Below are 20100 nucleotides of genomic sequence, written 5' to 3'. Positions count from 1 at the left end.
GGCACCACATTGCGGGCGCGGGCGCTGGATCGCACGCGAGAATGTCCGTGCGCCAGGTTCCGCGTCAACGCAGCGAGAACTGCACCTGCCCGGCCTCGCCGCCCGCCTCCACCTTCGGTTCGAGCACGAATACACGCTCGCCCGGCACGCCGCCCTCGCCCACCAGCCATTCGCGCACAGCCTGGGCGCGCTGCTGCGCGAGCGCGCGCAGTTCGGCATCGCCCGCCTTGACGTTCTCGCGCATGAGGGCTTCCATCTCTGCGACGGGAATATCCTTGGCCAAGCCGATGAAGTTGCGCGGTTTCTTGAAGTCGGCCGCCTTGTAGGCCTTCTTCAGCAACTCGGGATACTCGTCACCACTGACTTCGATGTCCTCGAGCGAGGGCGCCTCTTCGCCGCGGGCGAGCATGGCCTTGAGCTTCTGCGCGCGCACGGCCTGGTCGAGTGCCACCTGTCGCAGCCCGTCAAGATCGCTCGCGGGGTCTGCACGGCCGACGATGTCGAGCTTGAGCGAGGGACGGTCGATCAAGGCCTTCGCAAGTGTACTCAGCTTCTCCTGCTGCGCCTCGCCCGGACGGGCCGTGCCCGGCGCCAGCGTGAGCTGCGACAGTTCCTCCCCCCCGCCCAGCGCGGCGCCGAGCAGCGCGAAGGGCGAGGTGATCGCCTTGCCAATAAGATTGACGAACATCTTCAGCACCAGGCCGAAGATGCTGAACTGGGGATCGTCGAGCGTGCCGCTCACCGGAAGATGCAGGTCGATCTCGCCGCGGCTGTTCTTGAGCAGCGACACCGCGAGTTGCACCGGCAGATTTACCGCATCCGGGCTATCGACCTTGTCGCCGAAGGTCAGTTGGTCGAGGAAGATCTGGTTGGTCGCGGAAAGCTTGCGCTCCTCGATCCGGTAATTGAGCTCAGCCGAGAGCTTGCCGCGCGCAATGCCGTAGCCCACGTACTTGCCCGAATAGGACGACAGCCCGGTGAGTTCGAAATCCTGCACCTTGGCGAGAATGTCCAGGTGCGCGTCCTGGCGGAAGGGGTTGAGCTCGCCGGTGATGCTGAGCGGCGCGGTCTTGTCCACCTTGCCCTGCAGATCCAGCTTGGCGATCGTGTCCTGCGCGGTGGAGAAGCCGATCAGGGTGCCGGCCAGATCCGTGAGGTTGGCGTCGTAGTTGGGGCGCACGAAGCGGTCGCTGAAGGCGACGTTGCCGCGCTTGATCTCCACGCGGTCGACGCGGATGGGCGGCGGCGGGGCCGAGGGGGCGGCGATCTCCGCACTGTTCGCAGCAGCCGGGGCCGCCCCCTCGGCAGGCACCGGAATCGCCGCGGGAGCCGCGACTTTCACTGTGGCGGGCGTGCTCTTCCCGGTACCCGTGCCACCAATCTCACGCACGTTCAGCCGCCCTTCCTCATCCAGGATCAGGCGGGTATAGAAGTCGTCGAGCAGCACACGCTTCACGCCGAGCGAGAACGGCTCGAGGCGCGCATCGATGCCCCCCACCCGCAGGGTGCGAAGACGCACGAAATCGGTGGCGTTCAGCCGGTCCACGGAGGCGAAATTGGACACCGCGACATCGCCGGTGAAGCGGCCAAGCAGTTGCCCACGCCGTCCGGTGGAGAGGTTCAGCCGCCCTTGGGTACTGAGGTTGCCGCGCGAGATCGCGATCTTGGTCTGCGCCAGCACATAGGGTTGCAGCGGCAGCAGATCGACGGTGCGCAGGTCGAGGCGCAGATCCGCCTTCAGCGGCGCGAGCGTGAGCGGCCCGCTCGCAGCGACCTTTCCACGCTTGTTGAGCCGGGAGTCGAGCTTGAACTGCAGCACCGTCCCCTTCTCGGTGCTGAAACCCTCGAGCTCGAAATCGATGTCATCGACCGCGGTCACCACCGGACGGCCCACGCTGCGGTCCTCGAAGCGCATGGAGGCGCCCTTGAGCGCGAGCTTGTCCACCGTGACCACCCACTCAGGTCCGTCCGGCGCCGGCGCCGTCTTGCGCCCCTTCGTCGACGCAGCAGGCGGAAGCAAGGACGCGAGCAGGTCGACGTCTCCGTTCTTCAGGCGCACCAGCGAGACCGCCGCCCCGGTGGCCTCGACACCACCGACACTCACCCGCTGCGTGCCGAGATCGACCGTCGCCGCGCGCAGGTCGAGCGCCGGCACCTTCACCGCAGGGGACTCGCCCCCCTTGAGCAGCAAGGCAAAATCGCGCAGGGCCAGCGCATCCGCATCCACCTGCACGGCCGGCACGCCCTGCTCATCCAGCACCACGCGGTAGTGTGCGCTCCCGCTCAGCGTCCCCTCGCTGATCCGTCCGCCCGGCAGGGCCGCAGCAAGATAGGGCGCGTAGCGCGGCAGCCGGATGGCATCGAACTGGAGCGTACCCTTGTATTCGAAGGGTGCGAGACGCAGCACGTCCTCGTGGGCAAATTTTTCGCCGGCTTCACTTACGTAATCGAGGCGGATCTCCGCAGGCAGCTCACCGACGGTTGCGAGGTCACGCATGTCGAGGTTGATCGCCTCGACGCGCGTACTGAAGGGCTCCGCCAAACTGTGGTCCTCGAAGCGGATCACGCCATCCTGGATGCGCATCAGCGCAAGCAGGAAATCCACCCCCATCTGCTTCGACTGCGCCGGATCCGACGCCCCCGCCCCGCTTCCCGCGGCCTCCCGCGCAGCAGGCGCATCGCTGACCGCTGCTGCAGGCGGTTTCGGCTTGCGTTGCTCGACTGCCGCCGGCTGCGTTTCGGCAGGCGGCAGCAGCCCCAGCACGTTGAGCGAGCCGTCCTGGAGCCGCACCAGGTCGAGTTCCGGACGCGCAAGGCGCAAGCGGGTGAACTGCCACCGCCCAATGAGCGGCTGCACGTCCGCGAACTCGAGCTCGGCCTCGGCGACGCTCAGCACCTGCGCCCCGTCCCGGTCCTGCAACACCAGGCCGTCGACTTGCACCGGGCCGCGCACCGCTAGAACCGGCGCAGCGCCGGGCTGCTGGCTGAAGGAGATCTCGAGGTTCGTGGTCAGGAAGGCCGAGGGCAGGCGGAAGCGCTGTTCAACCGGCACATAGGCCAGCCAGGGTGTGAGATCGAAGCCGCGCAGCGCGAGGTCGAGGATGGTTTCCTGCGATTCGATGAAGGGCTTTGAGCGCGCGTTCAGCAGGATGGGGTCGCCGTTGATCTTCGCCGAGAGCGAAGGCTGCACGAAGACATCCACGCGCACCGGGAGATTGGACAGGAAGGGCACGCCCAGGCCGACCTCGCTGATCTCATGCCGAAGTCCGCGCGGCCGATCGTCCACCGAGAACTGGCCATCGGTAACGCGGATGTTGCCGATTGAAAACGGCAGCGGCGCCGCCTGCTCGTCAGGGGCCTTGTCGCGCGCCAATGCGGCAAGGCGGTCGACGACGTCCTGCCAGCTGTGTCGCCCATCCTCACCCAACACCACGCTCACCCGCGGCCGGGTCAGCGCAAGCTCGTGCAGCACCACGCCCTTGCGCACCACCGACTCGAGTTCGAGGTTGGCGCGCAACACATCGAAGGCGAGCGCCTCAGTGCGACCATCGGCGTCCATTACGCGCAGGCCACCGACCTCGGCGGTCAGCCGGAAGGGGTTGATCAGCACGCGCTCGATGCTGACCTCGCGCCCCAGCGTCTCGGCCAGCATCTGCTGTGCGTAGTGTCGTGCCACCGGCGGCACCGCAAGGTAGGCGGCCGCCGACAGCGCAAGCAGGATCCCCGTGCCCCACAAGGCACCACGCCCCACCCGCCTCCGGGGTGCTTGCGCGGTGCTCGAGTCGGTCGCGGTTTCAGGCATGGAATACTCCGTCGCGCGGCGCATGTTTACAATGGGCGAGCTGTCGCCGCAAGCACAGTCCGCCGCAATTACCGCATTGCGGCAAAGGTCCCGAAACCGTATTCTGCGCCGCTTTCACCCGCACAGGTAAGGCCGTGACGCAAGCATCCATCTCCGCCACGTCGGGCGGCGACGCTCACTTCGACGTCATCGTCCTCGGCGCGGGCGCTGCGGGCATGATATGCGCCGCCACTGCGGGGCAGCGCGGTCGGCGCGTACTGCTGATCGACCACGCGACGCGCCTCGCCGAAAAGATCCGGATTTCGGGGGGCGGCCGGTGCAACTTCACCAACCTGCGTGTCGGCCCGGAGAACTATCTGAGCCGTAACCCGCATTTCGTGCGCTCGGCACTTTCCCGTTACACCCCGGGCGACTTCATCGAACTGGTCCAGCACCACGGCGTCCGCTTCCACGAGCGCGAGTGGGGCCAGCTCTTCTGCGACGACTCTGCGCAGCAGATCATCGACCTGCTGCGCGCCGAGTGTGAGGACGGCGGCGTGGAGTGGGCGATGCCGGCCACCGTGCACGAGATCGGCCATGCGCCGGAGGCCGCACCGGCCCGCTTTCAGGTAGATACCGATCGCGGTCGCTTTCACGCGCCTTCGCTGGTCATCGCCACCGGCGGGCTGGCTGTCCCCAAGATCGGTGCCACGGCCTTCGGCTACCGCATCGCCGGGCAGTTCGGGCTGCCGGTCGTTCCGCCGCTTCCGGCGCTGGTTCCGCTCACGCTGTCGCCCGAAACCCTCGAACGCCTCGCGCCCCTGGCAGGCATCTCACTGGAGGTCGAAGCGCACTGCGCCGGACCGGTGTTCCGCGAAGCCGCCCTGGTTACCCACCGCGGTCTGTCCGGTCCCGCGATCCTGCAGGTGTCGAGCTACTGGCAAGCACAGACCTACGTGCAGGGCGAGCGCGAGCCGCTGAGCCTGAACCTGCTACCCGGCTGCGACGCACAGGCATGGCTGCTGTCGAATGCACAGGCGCGCAGCCTGCTCCCGAACCTGCTCGCGGAACGGCTGCCGCGCCGCTTCGCCCAAGCATGGTGCGAGTTGCACGGCTGGACGAAGCCCATGAACCAGTATCGACACACCGAACTGCGTACCATCGCCGACCGGCTGGCGAACTGGCAGCTGAACCCGTCCGGCACACAGGGCCACGCCAAGGCGGAGGTCACGCTGGGCGGCGTGGACACGCATGCCCTGTCGTCCCGGACGATGGAAGCACGCGGGGTACCGGGCTTGTACTTCGTCGGTGAAGTGATGGACGTCACCGGTCACCTGGGTGGCTACAACTTCCAGTGGGCGTGGTCCTCGGGCGTAGCCTGCGGGCGTGCGGCGTGAGCGTGGCGGACCGCCATCTCAAGCACTGGAACTGCGCCGCGCCCCCGGAAACAGGAGCGGCACATAGGCAAGGACCTGGAGCGCGAGCAGCCCCGCAAAGCTGAGCTGCAGCGCCTCCGTCATCGCGTGGCCGCGCGCACCCAGCGCATCGAGTCCAAAACCCAGGCCCCACTGCAGTGCGAAAGCGCCCGCAAAGGCCATCAGGTTCAGCGCCGTACTGACCCGGCCGAACAGCGCAGGCTCGAAGCCCCGCGAAGCAGCCAGATAGCTCTGCGAGTTCACCGCGGAGAAGAAACCGAACAGGAACCACAGCAACGAAACCGGCCCGAACGCTTTCAGGATCGCGAGCTGCACGAGCATCAGTGCGACATAGCCCGAACGCAGCAGCGTGAGCGGTTCGACGCCACGGCGCGCGAGTTGCACGCCCAGCAAGCCGATCGACAGCTGCCCCGCGAAGCTACCGAGGTTGAGCACCACCAGCATGCCGGCCGCCTGTGCGAGCCCGAGCCCATTCACATGCATCATCCACGGCACCGCCCACAGGCTTTGCAGGGCCATGAAGCTGCCAATGAAGGCGGCTGACGAGGCGGCAAGGCGAAGAAATGCGGGCGAGGTGTAGATCCCACCCAACGCACGCATCGCATCGGCCAGCCCGCCGCGCGGGCTATCGGCCGGCACGTCCGGCAGGCTGCGCAGCAACACCGCCGCAGCTACCACCGACACCGCGGCGACGATCCAGAACGCTCCGCGCCAGCCCAGCACAGGCAGCACGGCCTCGAGCGGCGTACTCGCCGTCAGTGCCCCGAGCGCCCCCGCCGCCATGATGTAACCGGTCATCGAGCTCTGCCGCTCGCGCGGGTACCACAGCGCAAATCCCTTGAGCGCCGCCATCAGGCATGCGGACACGCCTAGCCCGATGAGGGCCCGCGCCACGCCCAGCGTGTGCAGGCCGTCCCCGAGCGCAAACAGGGCTGCGCCGAGCGCCGTGACGAGCAGCAGCGTGGCCTCGACCCGACGCGGGCCAAAGCGGTCGAGCGCAATGCCCACTGGAATCTGCGCCAGGCCAAAGGCAAGGAAGTAGGTGCTGGTCAGCAACCCGAGGCTTGCCGCGGTGAGGCCGAGATCGGCGGTCAGGGCGGGAGAGATCACCGCATTGACCGTACGCAGCAAGTAGGACAGGTAATAGCCCAGCGCAAAGGGCAGAAAGATCCGCCCCCACGCGCTCGGCACGGCACTCGACTGCATCCTGGGAAACTCCGTGGCGGAGAAAGGCCGCATTCTGCCTGCGCCGCGCCGCCGCGGCGAGCCCGCACAGGGCGCAAGAATCGATGCCGACGGGGTCGTCGTCGGAGTCGACTTGACTCGCATCAATGCCTTCGCGCACGCGATCCGGAATATTCACGGGACTCACCGCTGGAGCGAAAAATGACTTCGATCGCAGAACTGATGACGCACGATCACCGCAGTTGCGACCACGACTTTGCCCGGGCCGAAACCCTCGTCAACAAGAAGGACTGGGAAGGTGCGGTCGAGGCCTTCGAAGCGTTCGCCGAAGGGGTTGAAGCGCATTTCCGCGCCGAAGAGGAAGAACTCTTCCCGCGCTTCGAGGCCGCCACGGGCATGACGCAGGGCCCGACCCAGGTGATGCGCGGGGAGCATGCCGAAATGCGCAACTCGTTCGCACAACTGCGTGCCGCCCTGCGCAGCCGCGACGCGGAAGAGTTTGCCGGCGAGGCCGAGACCCTGCTGATCATGATGCAGCAGCACAACATGAAGGAAGAGAACATCCTTTACCCGATGTGCGACATGCGCCTCGGCGACCAGCGCGAGGCGCTCGTCGAAACGCTTGGGCAACGAATCACCCACGAGTACGCCGCATGAATCCCCGGACTGTAGATGCCCGCGGCCTGGAGCCGCCCGAACCGTTTGAACGCGCAATGGAAGCCATCATGACCCTGCAGGGCGGCGACAGCTTCACCCTCCTTCTGGACCGCATGCCACATCCGCTCCTGCGCGTACTCGACCGTGACGGTTATCTGCATGACGAGCGTTTCCGCGAAGACGGCTGTGTCGAGATCCTGATCTCTCGCCCATGAGCAGTGCGAATCCCGGGCTCGCGTACGAGGACACGCCTCCGCTCTCCGCTCCGCTGCGTTTCTTCCTGACTGCGCCGCTTTTCGGCATTGCGGCGGGCTTCCTGCTGCTCGCGGATGCGGACCTCCTCGTTTCGCGCTGGACGCCCGGCGCCCTGGCCGCCGTTCACCTCTTCGCCGCCGGCTTCATGCTCCAGGTAATGCTCGGCGCGCTGCTGCAGATCCTGCCCGTGGCCGTGGGTGCGAGTTTTCCTGCCCCGCTTCCGGTCGCCACCGTCACGCACGCACTAGTCGGCGCCGGTGCGGCAAGCCTGGCCTACGGTCTGGGCGCGGGCTCACCCAACGCCATCATCGCGGGTGGCGTGCTGCTCGCGGGCGGGCTGGTCACGTTCCTCGCCGCGAGCCTGCTGGCGCTTCTGCGCGCTGCACCTGCGCACGGAGCCAGTCGGACTCCGCGCGACCTGCGCCTCGCCCTCGTCGCGCTGACCCTGACCACGGTGCTCGGCGTGGTGCTCGCGTTTGCGCTCGTACGCGGTCTGCCCGTGCCCTTCCCGCTGCCCACGCTGGTCGACCTGCATGCGGTATGGGCCTGGCTGGGCTGGGGAGGGCTGCTGCTCGCCGCCACGAGCTGGGTCGTGGTGCCGATGTTCCAGATCACGCCCGCCTACCCTGCACGCTTCACCCGGCTCTGGGCGCCGCTCACGCTCTCCGTGCTCTCACTGTGGTCGGCTGGCCTGCTCGCAGACCTCGACCTCACCGTGACGGTACTCGGCAGCCTGCTGCTCGTGCTCGCGGGTGGATTCGCCTTTCAGACACTCAGGCTGCAGCGCAACACGCGCCGCAGCACGCCCGACGCGCCCTTCCGTGCCTTCCGGCTGTCGATGTTCGCGCTGATCGGCAGCCTCGTGGCGCTGCTGCTATCCCTGTTCCACGATGCGCAACAATGGCCGGTGCTCGCCGGCGTGCTCGTCCTTCACGGTACCTTCGCCGGGGCGATCACCGCCATGCTGTACAAGATCGTTCCCTTCCTTACCTGGCTTCACCTCACCCAGGCGCGGGTCCGCGCCCCGAACATGAAGAAGCTGCTCCCCGACAACCTGATCCGGGGCCAGATCGTGGTGCACAAGTTTGCGCTGGGCGTCCTCTTCCTCGCCGTGTTCGTACCCGTATTGACCCCGCTTGCAGGCATCCTGGTGGTGATCGAATTCGGCTGGCTGCTGCTCAACCTGCTGCATGCCGTACGCGAATGGCATCGCGCCGTGCATGCGTAAAAAACGCGCAGAATCCGTTTGACGCATCGATGTGGAGTCTGTATAGTTCGCGGCTCTCGGGGTGTAGCGCAGTCCGGTAGCGCGCTTGCTTTGGGAGCAAGATGTCGGGGGTTCGAATCCCTCCACCCCGACCAGCTCACACCTCGAATGCCCGCGGGAATCTGCCCGTAGCTCAATTGGATAGAGCACCGGCCTTCTAAGCCGGGGGTTGCAGGTTCGATCCCTGCCGGGCAGGCCAGGACGGTTTTCAGGGTTTCGGCTTGACCGGAATCTGGTAGTGGCGGCATTAGCTCAGTTGGTAGAGCGTTGGATTGTGGCTCCAAAGGTCACCGGTTCGAAACCGGTATGTCGCCCCAAAAATTCGGTGTGTTACCTCCCGTACAAGCGGATGGTGAAACTAGCACACGAATGAAAGAACCCACCCTTCGCGGTGGGTTCTTTCATTTTCGCCCACCATCAACGCCGCTTCACCAGCCAGTCCAGCAGCGGCTTCCACTGCAGCCGATCGACCGGATCGATGTTGCTCGCATCGAAAAGCGTCACCCCGGACTCGACCGCGTGAACATAGCGCTGCGCCTGGCGGATGCAGGTTACCAGCGGCAGGTCGAACTGCTGCAGAAACTCCACCAGCTGCTTCGATGCGTTGGTTCGTGGATCGACCCGCATGCCGATGATCCCGATATCGACCTTGTCCTTGCGTACGGCCTTCGTGCCAGAGAGCTCCTCGAAGAATTCGCGGCTAGCCATCATGTCGAAGCGCGACGGAGAAACCGGCACGACCACCTTGTCCATCTCGTTCAGCAAGGCCTTAAGGCGTTTTCCGTGCAGTCCTGCGGGGCTGTCCAGCACCGCGACCGTGCACTCCTTGGGTGCTGCCGGCAACTCATCGCCGGACACATCCCAATGGCGTATGGGAGCGAGGTGCTGCAGGCGTTCACTCAGCCAGTACCGAGTGGACTGCTGTCGATCGAGATCGCCCAGGCAGACGATCTCGTCGTTCCTGGCAAACCAGCTTGCCAGATGCACCGCCAGCGTCGACTTCCCACTGCCCCCCTTCGGATTGGCCACCATGATCTTGCGCATCGTGCTTGCTCCCGGGCGTCAGGGCCCTGTAATGGTGTTGTCCGGAATCCCCTTCAAGCCCTCGTCCGGGTCCGCGCAAGCGGGCGGCAGGACCTTGCCCGGATTCATCAGCGCACGCGGGTCGAGCGCCTGCTTGATGCTGCGCATGAGCTCAAGCTCCAGTGGAGATTTGTAGCGCGCAATTTCCTCGCGCTTGAGCTGGCCAAGGCCATGTTCGGCCGAGATCGAGCCGCCAAGTGTATGCACCAGATCGTGCACCACGCGATTGACCTCGGGGGTGCTGGCGATGAAGCTGGCGTTGTCACCGGCCTCGGGCTTAGAAAGGTTGTAGTGCAGGTTGCCATCGCCGATGTGCCCGAACGCCACGATGCGCACATCGGGCCAGCGCTGGCGCAGCGCAGCGCCTGCGCACTCCAGGAACTCGGGAATGCGGCTCACCGGCACCGAGACGTCGTGCTTGATGCTGACACCCTCTATGCGCTGCGCCTCGGAGATGTTCTCGCGCAGCGCCCACAATGCCTGCGCCTGCGACCCGCTGGCCGCGATCGCCGCGTCGGTCACCAAGCCCAGGTCAGCAGCCGTGGCGAGCGCCTCTTCGAGTTGCTCCGCCAGCGGCGCACCGAGCCCAGGATCGCCGAGCTCCACCAGCACCGCCCAGGGCGCAGCATCCGCGAGCGGATCGCGAGCCCCGGGAATATGGCGCAACACGAGATCGAGCGCCGCACGGCCAACGATCTCGAACGCGCTCACACGGTCGCCGCATTCGGCCCGCAGCCGCCCCAGCAGGCGCACTGCCGCCTGAGGGTCGGGTACTGCAGCCCAGGCCGTGGCGCGTGAGCGAATGGCCGGAAACAGCTTGAGCACGGCTGCGGTGATGATGCCCAGGGTCCCTTCGGCGCCGATGAAGAGCTGCTTGAGATCGTAGCCGGTGTTGTCCTTGCGCAGCCCGCGCAGTCCGTCCCAGACCCGCCCGTCAGCAAGCACAACCTCCAGGCCGAGTACCAGATCGCGCGTGTTGCCGTAACGCAGGACCTGGACGCCTCCGGCATTGGTCGAGAGATTGCCGCCGATCATACAGCTGCCCTCGGAGGCGAGTGCAAGTGGAAAGAGCCGATCTGCCGCTACTGCGGCTGCCTGCACCTGGGCCAGCGTGCATCCGGCTTCGACCGTCAGGGTGTCGTTCTCTGCGTCGAGCGCGCGGATGCGCTGCATGCGCGTCAGACTCACCACCACCGCACGGCCGTCGCCCAGGGGAGTCGCACCGCCACACAGGCTGGTGTTGCCGCCCTGCGGCACCATGGCCACACCTGCAGCCGCACAGGCAGCGACCACCGCGGATACCTCGGCCGTGTCACCCGGACGAACCACGGCCAGTGCCTCGCCGTGATAGCGCCCCCGCCAGTCGCTCAGATGGGCCGCCATATCCTGTGCCGAGTCCAGCACATTGGCCGGGCCAACGATGGCGCGCAACCGCGCGCGCAACGCAGACGGATCCGGCCTCATTGACTTCCCTGCCCCGCCTGCGGGACCGGGTCGGCGTCCTCACCGGTGCCCAGTAGTTCGCGCAGCAAGGGGCGCGCACGCCCCACCGCTGCAACACCTTCCGCGATGGCTTCGTCTGCGCGGTGATAGTCCATCAGCCCGAGTTGCCCGACGCGGGGCGAGATCAGCACGTCCGCCGGCTCGCCCGCGAGGCGGCTGCGCGCAATGCGCACCTGCATGATGTTGATGCTCGAACTGATCACCGAGACCAGCGAAGGCAGGTTGTCCGCGTCGGCTGCCGCACTCGCGGCAGCGCCATCGGCACTCAGGCCCATGCTGGCAAACAGGCGCTGGCTCCAGCCCACATCCCCCTGGCGCCCCTGCCTGGCCCCCGTCGCGGTCGCCGGCTCATCGCCCGTCATGCCAAAGCGCGCCAGCAGCCGCTCGGTCCAGCCGGCTTCGGTCTCTTCTTCTGGCGCAGGCTCCACCGCAGCACGGCGGAATGCGCGCCCGACCATGTCCGAGCCGAGATCGACGGCAATCACCACGTCTGCCCCCATGGCGCGGCACAGCGACACCGGCACCGGGTTGACCAACCCGCCGTCGATCAGCAGACGCCCCTGATGGCGCACCGGCGTCATCAGCCCGGGCAGTGCAATCGATGCCCGCACCGCAGCGGCCACACTGCCATCGTGCAGCCAGATCTCGCGGCCCGAGGACAACTCGGTGGCGACACAGGCAAAGCGGGCGTCCAGTTCAGAGAAGTCGCGATCGACGAAGTTGCGCTCGAAGAAGTCGATCAGCTTCTGCCCCTTGATCAGGCCGCCACGCAGGGAGACGTCGAGCAGCGAGACCACGTCCTGCCATTTGAGCGCCTCGGCCCAGCGCACGAGCCGGTCAAGATCGCCCGAAGCCGCTGCCGCGCCAACGAAGGCGCCAATCGAGCAACCGGTGATGATCTGCGGCTGTATGCCTTCGCGCGCAAGCTCCTGCAGCACCCCCAGGTGCGCCCAGCCGCGTGCCGCGCCGCTGCCGAGGGCGAGACCGATCACCGGCCCGCCCGTTGCATCGGGCACCCCCATGCGGAGCGCACCCAGAGCACCCGCGCCGGTCATGGGAGGTTGCTCCGCATGCGCGCCGGGCTCATCGGGTTCAGTCCAGCCGTTCGGCGTAGAGGTCGTGCACGTCGCAGTCGGTGATGCGCACGCGCACGAAGTCGCCGGGGGCGAGGCCCTCGGCATCGGGGATGATGACCAGGCCGTCGATCTCGGGCGCATCGCCTGATGAGCGCGCCAGTGCGCCTTCCTCATCGACCTCGTCCACCAGCACGGTCATCTCGCGGTCGATCTTGGCCTCGAGGCGCTGGGTGGAGATGTCTTCCTGGAAGTCCATCAGCTGCGCACGGCGCTCCTCGCGCACCTCGTCCGGCACCGCACCAGGCAGATCGTTGGCCGCCGCACCCTCGACCGGCGAGTATGCGAAGGCCCCTACTCGGTCGAGCTGGGCTTCCTCGAGGAAGTTGAGCAGCATCTCGAAGTCTTCCTCGGTCTCGCCGGGGAAGCCGGTGATGAAGGTCGAGCGGATGGTGAGCTCGGGGCAGATGCTGCGCCACTTGCGCACGCGCTCGAGCACGTTCTCGGCGTTGGCCGGGCGCTTCATGGCCTTGAGGATGCGCGGGCTGGCGTGCTGGAAGGGCACGTCGAGGTAGGGCAGGATCTTGCCCTCGGCCATGAGCGGTATCAGGTCGTCGACGCTCGGGTACGGATACACGTAGTGCATGCGGATCCAGATGCCAAGCTCGCCGAGCGCCCTGGCAAGATCAAGCAGGCGTGTCTTGATCGGACGCCCGCCCCAGAAGCCGGTGCGGTACTTGACGTCCACGCCGTAGGCCGAGGTGTCCTGCGAAATCACCAGCAACTCCTTGACGCCCGCATCGGCGAGCGCCTCGGCCTCGCGCATGACCTCGTGGATCGGACGGCTGACGAGGTCGCCGCGCATCGACGGGATGATGCAGAAGGTACAGCGGTGGTTGCAGCCCTCGGAGATCTTGAGATAGGCGTAGTGCTGCGGCGTCAGGCGGATGCCCTGTGGCGGCACGAGGTCGGTGAAGGGGTCGTGCGGCTTGGGCAGATGCCTGTGCACCGCGTGCATCACCTCTTCGGTGGCGTGCGGGCCGGTGACCGCGAGCACCTGCGGGTGCGCGGCGAGGATCACGTCGTCCTTGGCACCGAGGCAGCCGGTGACGATGACCTTGCCGTTCTCGGCAAGCGCCTCGCCGATCGCGTCGAGCGACTCCTCGACCGCGGCATCGATGAAGCCACAGGTGTTGACCACCACCAGGTCGGCATCGTCATAGCTGCCCGAAATGCTGTAACCCTCTGCGCGCAGGCGGGTGAGGATGTGCTCGGAGTCGACGGTGGCCTTGGGGCAGCCGAGGGAAACGAAGCCGACGCGCGGCAGGTCCGGGGTCTTGAAGGTGGTCATGCGTGGGAAGCCTGTCGGGTCGGGGCACCTGCACCGGAAGGCGCCGCAATGCGGCACCCCGGCAAGGCGCTCATTTCTGGTTCGGGTCCTTGCGTCCGGCGCCCTGGGCGTCGTCTTCGGACGGCTGATAACCTGGAAACTGGAAACCGCTGAACATGTTGCGGGTCTGGCTTTCGAGCTGGCCCTGCATCTGCTCGAACATCTTCTTGGACTGATCCACGTAGGCGCCCATCATGCTCTGCAGCGCGGGCCCCTGGAAGTTGAGAAACTGCGCCCACAGATCCTGGCCGACCGGGCTGTTCTCACCGTAGATCGCGCGGGCCTGATCCTGCAACTTGCCCTGCATGTCGGTGAAGGCCTTGATGTTGTTCTCGAGATACTTGCCCATCATGCCCTGCATCGCGTTGCCGTAGAAGCGGATCATGTGCGCGAGCAGATCGCTGGTGAACATCGGCGCGCCACCCGCCTCCTCCTCTAGGATGATCTGCAGCAGGATGCTGCGCGTGAGGTCCTCGCCGGTCTTCGCATCGACGACCTGGAACTGCTCGTGTCCCAGCACGAGATCCTTCACGTCGTTGAGGGTGATGTAGGAACTCGTCCGCGTGTCGTACAGGCGGCGGTTGGGATACTTCTTGATCAGGCGCTGCTGTTCCGGCATTTCTGGGTCTCCTCGGCGGCTCCGCATCCGCTTGCTTTACCGTCGGATTATATCGTGCTACACAATGCGAAAAACCGCGAAACCCCGCCAGCGGACGGGGTTTCGCGGCATTGTTCACATGCGCGGGTACATCAGCACATGTGCAGGCCACCGTTGATGTTGATGGTGGCGCCGGTGATGTAGGCTGCCTTGTCGGAAGCGAGGTAGGCGCACAGGTCGCCGATCTCGTCCGGACGGCCGAGGCGCTTCATCGGCACGGTGTCGACGATGCCCTGGCGGATGTCCTCACGGATGGCCATGACCATCTCGGTGCCGATGTAGCCCGGCGCGACGGCGTTGACCGTGACCCCTTTGTTGGCCAGCTCGGCGGCGAGCGCCTTGGTGAAGCCGAGCACGCCGGCCTTGGCGGCCGAGTAGTTGGTCTGGCCGGCCTGGCCCTTGACGCCGTTGACCGAGGAGATGTTGATGATGCGGCCCCAGCCACGCTCGGCCATCTTGGCGGAGATGTGGTGGGTGACGTTGAACAGGCTGTTCAGGTTGGTGCTGATGACCGCGTCCCACTGTCCCTTCTCCATCTTCGGGAAGAACTTGTCGCGGGTGATGCCGGCGTTATTCACCAGCACGTCGATCGGGCCGACCTCTGCCTCGATCTTCTCGACCATGGCCTTGCACGACTCATAATCGGAGACGTCACCTTCTGCCGCGACGAACTCGAAACCCAGTTCGCGCTGGCCGGACAGCCAGGCGCCTTTCGGCTCGAAGTTGGGCAGGCAGTTGGCAACGACCTTGTAGCCGTCCTTCGCGAGCGACTGGCAGATCGCCGTGCCGAGACCGCCCATGGCGCCGGTGACGAGAGCGATTTTCTGGGACATCTTGGAATCCTTGTGGAGCAGTTGTCGAAACCGAGAACCCGCCGGTACACAAGACACGGCCCGGATTCCGGCATGAGTTGCGGCAGCGCATCAGCCGCCTCGCCGAGGCATTATATCGACTGTTGAGCGGCTTTGCTGCAACGCAATACCCCTGCGAATGGTTCTGCACGCACAGGAAAACGGGCGCACCCCTCGCGGAGTGCGCCCGTCGCGGTCCTCGCAGCCTTTCGGCCGGAGAGGAATCAGAACATGTGCTGACCGCCGTTGATCGAGATGTTGGCTCCGGTCACGAAAGCGGCCTCGTCCGACGCCAGGTAGGCAACCAGGCCGGCGATCTCTTCCGGCTTGCCCAGACGGGACACCGGGATCTGCGGCAGGATCTTGGAATCGAGGATCTCCTGCGGGATCGCCATCACCATCTTGGTGCCGATGTAACCCGGCGAGATCGTGTTGACGGTCACGCCGTTGCGCGCCACCTCCAGCGCCAGCGCCTTGGTGAAGCCGTGCATGCCGGCCTTGGCAGCGGAATAGTTGGTCTGCCCGAAGGCGCCCTTCTGACCGTTCACCGAGGACACGTTGATCACGCGGCCCCACTTGCGCTCGAGCATCCCGTCCATGACCTGCTTGGTCATGTTGAACACCGAATCGAGGTTGGTCTCGATGACCGCATCCCAATCGGCCTTGGTCATCTTCTTGAACGTCATGTCACGGGTGATCCCCGCGTTGTTGACCAGAACGTCGACCGGCCCGACTTCCTTGCTCACCTGCTCCACGCAGGCCTTGCAGGAATCGAAGTCCGACACGTCGCACGGGTACGCCTTGAAGCCATATCCCATGTTGTTCATGGCCTGCAGCCACTCCTGGGCCTTGCTGTTGCCCGGAGAGTGCGTAGTGACGACCTTATAGCCAAGCGCAGCAAGCTTGATGCAGATCGCTTCACCGAGACCACCCATGCCACCGGTTACCAGTGCAACTCTTGCCATAGTCTTCTCCTCTCCCTGAACGGGTTCTCTTCTGCTGGACGGGAATCGATGCTCCGGCAGCGACCGTCCGATCCGCTGCCGTCGCCGAACCGGTAATGGCCCTCAGGCACGCTCCTTGACGTAGCGGCCGGGAGCCGGTTCGATCGGTTCGTATTTCGTGCTACCGAGGCGACCGCGCGCCGCCACCTGCTTGCCGCCGTACGCGCGCAGCCACTCGGCCCAATGCAGCCACCAGCTGCCCTTGTGTTCCTCGGCGCCTTCGAACCACTCGTCGGGATCGGCCGGATGCGCTCCCGAGACCCAGTAGCTGCGCCGGTTCTTCGAAGCGGGGTTGATCGCGCCGGCGATATGGCCGCTCGCGCCCAGCACGAAGGTCGTATCGCCCCCCAGCAGGTTGCGCGCCAGGTATGCACTCTTCCACGGCACGATGTGGTCCTCGCGCGCCGCCAGCAGATAGGCCGGCATGTTCACTTTGCCGAGATCGATCTTCTGCCCGAGCATCCTGAGCTTGCCCGGCACGCGCAGGTTGTTCTCGAGATACATGTTGCGCAGATACCAGGTGAGGAAGGGCCCCGGCAGGTTGGTCGAATCGGAGTTCCAGTACAGCAGGTCGAAGGCGGCCGGCTTGTTGCCCTTCAGGTAGTTGCCCACCACGTACTGCCACACCAGGTCGTTGGCGCGCAGGAAGGAGAACACGTTGGCCAGTTCCTGCCCCTTGAGCACGCCGCCCTTGCCGATTGCGGCTTCGCGCGCAGCCACCCCGGCCTCGTCGACCAGGCAGCCGAGTTCGCCCGGGTCGGCGAAGTCGAGCAGCGTGGTCATCAAGGTCAGGCTGGAAACCGGATCCTCACCACGCGCACGCGCGACCGCCAGCGCCGAAGTCAGGATGGTGCCACCCACGCAAAAGCCGAGCACGTTGGGCTTCTTGTTGCGGGTGATCGAGCGCACGACCTCGAGCGCGGCCAACGGCCCCTGCTCGAGATAGTCGTCCCAGGTGAAGTGCCCACCGCTGTCCGGACGCGGGTTGCGCCACGACACCAGGAACACCGTGTTGCCCTGCTCGACGGCAAAGCGCACGAGCGAGTTCTCGGGCTGCAGGTCCATGATGTAGAACTTGTTGATGCAGGGCGGCACGATCAGCAGGGGCACCTGCGCCACCTTTTCGGTGAGCGGCGCGTACTGGATGAGTTGCATCAACTCGTTCTCGAACACCACCGAGCCCGGCGACAAAGCGAGGTTGCGGCCGATCTCGAAGGCTGAATCGTCAGTCATCGAGATGCGCCCCTTCTCGAGGTCGCCCAGCAGATTCTGGATGCCCCGGGAGATGCTCTCGCCCTTGGTCTCGACCGCGGTCTTGATGAACTCGGGGTTGGTGGCGGCGAAGTTGCTCGGTGCCAGCGCGTCGATGTACTGCCGCGTCAGGAACTGGATGCGCGCCTTGGCGCGGCCGTCGGCGATCGGCATGGCCTCGGCCATCTGCCGCAGGTATCCCGCATTGAGCAGGTAGGCTTGGCGAACGTAGTCGAACACCGGGCTCTCGGACCATTCCGGGGCATTGAAGCGCTTGTCGCCGGGCTCGACCTGCACAACCGGCTCACCCGCCTCGCCGCCCTTGCGCGCGAGCATCGCGGACCACAACGCGGCGTGCTTCTCCGCAAACGCCTTCTGCATCGCCCCGAGCGCCTCGGCCTCGGGCAGCGGCAGCTTCTGCGCCGCGAGACCGGAGGAATCCTGCATCGCTGCATGCTGGCGTGCGAGCGCCTCGAAGAAGCCCTGCGCCATCGCCTGACCCGCAGCGTACATCGCCTGCATGCCCGGGGGTGTCTGCTTGCCCGTTGAATCCGTCATCCACGTATCTCCTGACCCTGTTTTGCTGCCGTGCGCAACGGACGCACGCGCCGAACCCGATTGCGGACCCTCACGCGATGGCACGCGCTAGAATCCGCTCATGTACCTCGTTCCCATCGCCTGGCTTTACGTCGTTATCCTCGTCGCTGCAGCAGAGGACACGATTGTCGCAGCCGTCCTCACCTTCGTGTTCTGGGGCCTCGCACCGCTGGCCTTGTTTCTGTGGCTGTTCGGCACGCCCGCGCGTCGCCGGCGCCGGCTGGTGCGCGAGGCCGAGCAGGAAGCCCTTGACCGCAACGATAGAGCCGAAACGGGCGCCGATCAATAGCGCCAGCCGTCGAACGCCTCATGCAGTGAGGATGCCTGGCCGGCACATCCCAGTCACCCGCGCAATCCGGCCGGTTCAGCGCGCCCGGTCGTCTTCCAGCCAGATCAGCGACGCAAAGCGCCCGGTGCGCCCGTCGCGGCGATAGGAGAAGAAGTCATCGGTGCGGGACACCGTGCATAGGCCGCCCCCTGCGACACCGCGAATGCCTGCTCGCGCGAGCCTGCGGCGTGCGAGCGCGAACAGATCGGCCGTCCATTTGCCCGCTGCCAGGCCAGGCGCAAAGGCCGATGCGGCCCCAGGGTCATCCGCGACAAACACCGCCCGCACCTCGTCGCCAACTTCGAAGGCCTGCGGCCCGATCGCCGGCCCCAGCCAGGCTTGTACCCGCGCAGGCGGAACGTTCATCGCCATCACGGTGCGCTCGAGCACGCCCGCAGCAAGCCCGCGCCAGCCCGCATGGGCTGCTGCAACCACCGAGGCATCGTCCGCACAGAACAGCACCGGCAGGCAGTCGGCGGTCATCACCGCGCACGCACGGCGACCGGTGCGCGCCAGAACGGCGTCGGCCTCCGGGCATCCCTGCGCGCGGTCAGCGTCGGCCACGACAACCCCATGGACCTGCGACAACCACAGCGGCGCAACGCGCAGTGCGGCCTGCAGGCGCGCCCGATTGGCGCGCACTGCGGCCGGATCGTCGCCAACATGGTCCCCGAGATTGAACGAAGCATACGGCGCACGGCTGACGCCGCCCGCCCGCGTGGTCACACATGCCTGCACCCCGGCGGGCAGCACCCAGTCCGGCCGCATCAGCCCGGGCGAGACCTCGACGAGCCCAGGCAGGATCGTCGCCTGGGGCACGGTCATCGCCTTTCCGGCTCCAGGGCGGCGAGCAGCGCCGCAAGGTCGGCCGCCATCGGCACCTCCCACAGCATCGCCTCGCCACTGTGCGGATGCACGAGCCCGAGCCGAAACGCGTGCAAGGCCTGACGGCCGAAGTCATCCAGGCGCGGATCGCCGCAGCGGCGAGCCCCGTACGCGGGGTCGCCCACCAGCGGATGGCCGAGGTGCGCCATGTGCACACGAATCTGATGCGTGCGCCCGGTTTCGAGCCTGCATTCCACCAAGGTCGTGCGTGCGTATCGTGCCGTAACCAGGTAGTGGGTGAGCGCCGGCCGCCCGTTGCCGACCACCGCCATGCGCGTGCGCTGCGTCGGATGCCGGCCGATGGGCGCATCGACCGTGCCGCCAGCGCGTACGTCGCCCAGCACCAGCGCCCGGTAATGGCGCCTGACCGTGCGCGCCTGCAGCTGGCGCACCAGCTCCGTCTGCGCCGCGAGCGTCTTCGCAACGACCATCAGACCGGTGGTGTCCTTGTCCAGCCGGTGCACGATGCCGGCGCGCGGCACGGCGGCCAGCGCAGGGTCATGGTGAAGCAGCGCATTGAGCAGCGTTCCGCTCCAGTTGCCACTGCCCGGATGCACGACCAGTCCGGCGGGCTTGTCGACGACGAGCAGATGCTCGTCCTCGAACACGATACCGAGCGGGATGTCCTCCGGCAGCTCGGCCGCGATCTCGGGTGGGGGCGGCGCATCGACTTCTACGGACTCGCCACCGCAAACCTTTCGCCGCGCATCGGGCCTGGCGCCATCGACGCGGATGAAGCCATCCTTGAGCCAGCCCTGCAGGCGGCTCCGCGAGTGCTGGGGAAAGAGCCTGGCCAGCGCCAGATCGAGGCGCAGGCCGCCGAGCGCTGCAGGAATCGTCACTGCATCGCACGAGTCCGCGTCGTCGGCTGGGATATAATCTTCGGGTTCATTCAC

General features: G+C 66.4%; 17 protein-coding genes and 3 tRNA genes. 8 read left to right on the top strand and 12 right to left on the bottom strand.

From position 1 onward, the window contains the following. Positions 1-64: 64 nt before the first annotated feature. Positions 65-3802 carry a DUF748 domain-containing protein gene (locus ACPT9U_RS12690; RefSeq protein ID WP_435751197.1) on the bottom strand — a complete coding sequence of 1246 codons (3738 nt, stop codon included), beginning with the start codon at positions 3800-3802 and terminating at the stop codon, positions 65-67. Between the two features lie 134 nt (positions 3803-3936). Here ACPT9U_RS12690 and ACPT9U_RS12685 point away from each other — a divergent pair, with 134 nt between their 5' ends. Beyond that, complete coding sequence (locus ACPT9U_RS12685; RefSeq protein WP_435751196.1) at positions 3937-5178, top strand: NAD(P)/FAD-dependent oxidoreductase; 1242 nt, start codon at positions 3937-3939, stop codon at positions 5176-5178. Between the two features lie 18 nt (positions 5179-5196). Here the strand turns inward: ACPT9U_RS12685 and ACPT9U_RS12680 are convergent, their stop codons facing one another. Next, positions 5197-6423: an MFS transporter gene (locus ACPT9U_RS12680; protein WP_435751195.1), complete on the bottom strand. Its 1227-nt coding sequence runs from the start codon at positions 6421-6423 to the stop codon at positions 5197-5199. Between the two features lie 180 nt (positions 6424-6603). Between ACPT9U_RS12680 and ACPT9U_RS12675 the strand changes: the two genes are divergently transcribed. The 6 genes from ACPT9U_RS12675 to ACPT9U_RS12650 all read left to right on the top strand — a co-directional run bounded on the left by ACPT9U_RS12675 (position 6604) and on the right by ACPT9U_RS12650 (position 8898). Then, on the top strand, positions 6604-7059 hold the full coding sequence (locus tag ACPT9U_RS12675) for a hemerythrin domain-containing protein (protein ID WP_435751194.1): 456 nt from the start codon (positions 6604-6606) through the stop codon (positions 7057-7059). Beyond that, complete coding sequence (locus ACPT9U_RS12670) at positions 7056-7274, top strand: DUF2249 domain-containing protein (protein WP_435751193.1); 219 nt, start codon at positions 7056-7058, stop codon at positions 7272-7274. The genes ACPT9U_RS12675 and ACPT9U_RS12670 overlap by 4 nt, the downstream gene beginning before the upstream one ends. Next, positions 7271-8542: a hypothetical protein gene (locus ACPT9U_RS12665; RefSeq protein ID WP_435751192.1), complete on the top strand. Its 1272-nt coding sequence runs from the start codon at positions 7271-7273 to the stop codon at positions 8540-8542. The genes ACPT9U_RS12670 and ACPT9U_RS12665 overlap by 4 nt, the downstream gene beginning before the upstream one ends. Positions 8543-8599: 57 nt before the next feature. Beyond that, positions 8600-8676, top strand: a tRNA-Pro gene (locus ACPT9U_RS12660). A gap of 27 nt (positions 8677-8703) precedes the next feature. Continuing rightward, positions 8704-8780, top strand: a tRNA-Arg gene (locus ACPT9U_RS12655). A 42-nt stretch (positions 8781-8822) separates the two neighbouring features. Beyond that, positions 8823-8898: transfer RNA gene (locus tag ACPT9U_RS12650), tRNA-His, on the top strand. Positions 8899-8998: 100 nt separating this feature from the next. Here ACPT9U_RS12650 and ACPT9U_RS12645 read toward each other — a convergent pair. The 8 genes from ACPT9U_RS12645 to ACPT9U_RS12610 form a co-directional block, all read right to left on the bottom strand. Beyond that, complete coding sequence (locus tag ACPT9U_RS12645; RefSeq protein WP_435751191.1) at positions 8999-9613, bottom strand: ParA family protein; 615 nt, start codon at positions 9611-9613, stop codon at positions 8999-9001. Positions 9614-9643: 30 nt separating this feature from the next. After that, positions 9644-11128 (bottom strand): FAD-binding oxidoreductase, encoded by a 1485-nt coding sequence (locus tag ACPT9U_RS12640; RefSeq protein ID WP_435751190.1) that lies wholly within the window; start codon positions 11126-11128, stop codon positions 9644-9646. Then, positions 11125-12222: a patatin-like phospholipase family protein gene (locus ACPT9U_RS12635; protein ID WP_435751189.1), complete on the bottom strand. Its 1098-nt coding sequence runs from the start codon at positions 12220-12222 to the stop codon at positions 11125-11127. Before ACPT9U_RS12635 ends, ACPT9U_RS12640 begins: the two co-directional genes overlap by 4 nt. 37 nt (positions 12223-12259) lie before the next feature. Beyond that, on the bottom strand, positions 12260-13591 hold the full coding sequence (gene rimO, locus ACPT9U_RS12630) for a 30S ribosomal protein S12 methylthiotransferase RimO (RefSeq protein ID WP_435751188.1): 1332 nt from the start codon (positions 13589-13591) through the stop codon (positions 12260-12262). Between the two features lie 70 nt (positions 13592-13661). Then, positions 13662-14249: a polyhydroxyalkanoate synthesis repressor PhaR gene (phaR, locus tag ACPT9U_RS12625; RefSeq protein ID WP_418363116.1), complete on the bottom strand. Its 588-nt coding sequence runs from the start codon at positions 14247-14249 to the stop codon at positions 13662-13664. A 131-nt stretch (positions 14250-14380) separates the two neighbouring features. Continuing rightward, positions 14381-15121: a beta-ketoacyl-ACP reductase gene (locus tag ACPT9U_RS12620; RefSeq protein WP_418363117.1), complete on the bottom strand. Its 741-nt coding sequence runs from the start codon at positions 15119-15121 to the stop codon at positions 14381-14383. Between the two features lie 242 nt (positions 15122-15363). After that, complete coding sequence (locus ACPT9U_RS12615) at positions 15364-16104, bottom strand: beta-ketoacyl-ACP reductase (protein WP_418363118.1); 741 nt, start codon at positions 16102-16104, stop codon at positions 15364-15366. A gap of 102 nt (positions 16105-16206) precedes the next feature. After that, positions 16207-17952 (bottom strand): PHA/PHB synthase family protein, encoded by a 1746-nt coding sequence (locus ACPT9U_RS12610; RefSeq protein ID WP_435751187.1) that lies wholly within the window; start codon positions 17950-17952, stop codon positions 16207-16209. Positions 17953-18052: 100 nt separating this feature from the next. On the opposite strand from ACPT9U_RS12610, the gene ACPT9U_RS12605 reads away from it, so the two are divergent. Further along, positions 18053-18280, top strand: a complete 228-nt coding sequence (locus ACPT9U_RS12605) for a hypothetical protein (protein ID WP_435751186.1) — start codon at positions 18053-18055, stop codon at positions 18278-18280. 75 nt (positions 18281-18355) lie between these two features. On the opposite strand, the gene pgeF is transcribed toward ACPT9U_RS12605, so the two are convergent. Further along, positions 18356-19144, bottom strand: a complete 789-nt coding sequence (gene pgeF, locus ACPT9U_RS12600) for a peptidoglycan editing factor PgeF (RefSeq protein WP_435751185.1) — start codon at positions 19142-19144, stop codon at positions 18356-18358. Then, positions 19141-20100: a 23S rRNA pseudouridine(1911/1915/1917) synthase RluD gene (rluD, locus tag ACPT9U_RS12595; protein ID WP_435751184.1), complete on the bottom strand. Its 960-nt coding sequence runs from the start codon at positions 20098-20100 to the stop codon at positions 19141-19143. Before rluD ends, pgeF begins: the two co-directional genes overlap by 4 nt.

It is taken from the genome of Thauera sp. AutoDN2 (assembly GCF_051280715.1).
Classification (GTDB): Bacteria; Pseudomonadota; Gammaproteobacteria; order Burkholderiales; family Rhodocyclaceae; genus Thauera.
The sequence above is the reverse complement of the archived record's forward strand: the minus strand, read 5'-3'. Positions and strand labels throughout refer to the sequence as shown.

Excerpts from the sequence above, each read along its gene's own strand:
- ACPT9U_RS12690 (WP_435751197.1), bottom strand. The coding sequence starts at position 3,802 with ATGCCTGAAACCGCGACCGACTCGAGCACCGCGCAAGCACCCCGGAGG.
- ACPT9U_RS12675 (WP_435751194.1), top strand. The coding sequence starts at position 6,604 with ATGACTTCGATCGCAGAACTGATGACGCACGATCACCGCAGTTGCGAC.
- ACPT9U_RS12680 (WP_435751195.1), bottom strand. The coding sequence starts at position 6,423 with ATGCAGTCGAGTGCCGTGCCGAGCGCGTGGGGGCGGATCTTTCTGCCC.
- ACPT9U_RS12610 (WP_435751187.1), bottom strand. The coding sequence starts at position 17,952 with ATGACGGATTCAACGGGCAAGCAGACACCCCCGGGCATGCAGGCGATG.
- ACPT9U_RS12645 (WP_435751191.1), bottom strand. The coding sequence starts at position 9,613 with ATGGTGGCCAATCCGAAGGGGGGCAGTGGGAAGTCGACGCTGGCGGTG.
- pgeF (WP_435751185.1), bottom strand. The coding sequence starts at position 19,144 with ATGACCGTGCCCCAGGCGACGATCCTGCCTGGGCTCGTCGAGGTCTCG.
- phaR (WP_418363116.1), bottom strand. The coding sequence starts at position 14,249 with ATGCCGGAACAGCAGCGCCTGATCAAGAAGTATCCCAACCGCCGCCTG.
- ACPT9U_RS12640 (WP_435751190.1), bottom strand. The coding sequence starts at position 11,128 with ATGAGGCCGGATCCGTCTGCGTTGCGCGCGCGGTTGCGCGCCATCGTT.
- ACPT9U_RS12615 (WP_418363118.1), bottom strand. The coding sequence starts at position 16,104 with ATGGCAAGAGTTGCACTGGTAACCGGTGGCATGGGTGGTCTCGGTGAA.
- rimO (WP_435751188.1), bottom strand. The coding sequence starts at position 13,591 with ATGACCACCTTCAAGACCCCGGACCTGCCGCGCGTCGGCTTCGTTTCC.
- ACPT9U_RS12605 (WP_435751186.1), top strand. The coding sequence starts at position 18,053 with ATGTACCTCGTTCCCATCGCCTGGCTTTACGTCGTTATCCTCGTCGCT.
- ACPT9U_RS12635 (WP_435751189.1), bottom strand. The coding sequence starts at position 12,222 with ATGACCGGCGCGGGTGCTCTGGGTGCGCTCCGCATGGGGGTGCCCGAT.
- ACPT9U_RS12665 (WP_435751192.1), top strand. The coding sequence starts at position 7,271 with ATGAGCAGTGCGAATCCCGGGCTCGCGTACGAGGACACGCCTCCGCTC.
- ACPT9U_RS12670 (WP_435751193.1), top strand. The coding sequence starts at position 7,056 with ATGAATCCCCGGACTGTAGATGCCCGCGGCCTGGAGCCGCCCGAACCG.
- ACPT9U_RS12620 (WP_418363117.1), bottom strand. The coding sequence starts at position 15,121 with ATGTCCCAGAAAATCGCTCTCGTCACCGGCGCCATGGGCGGTCTCGGC.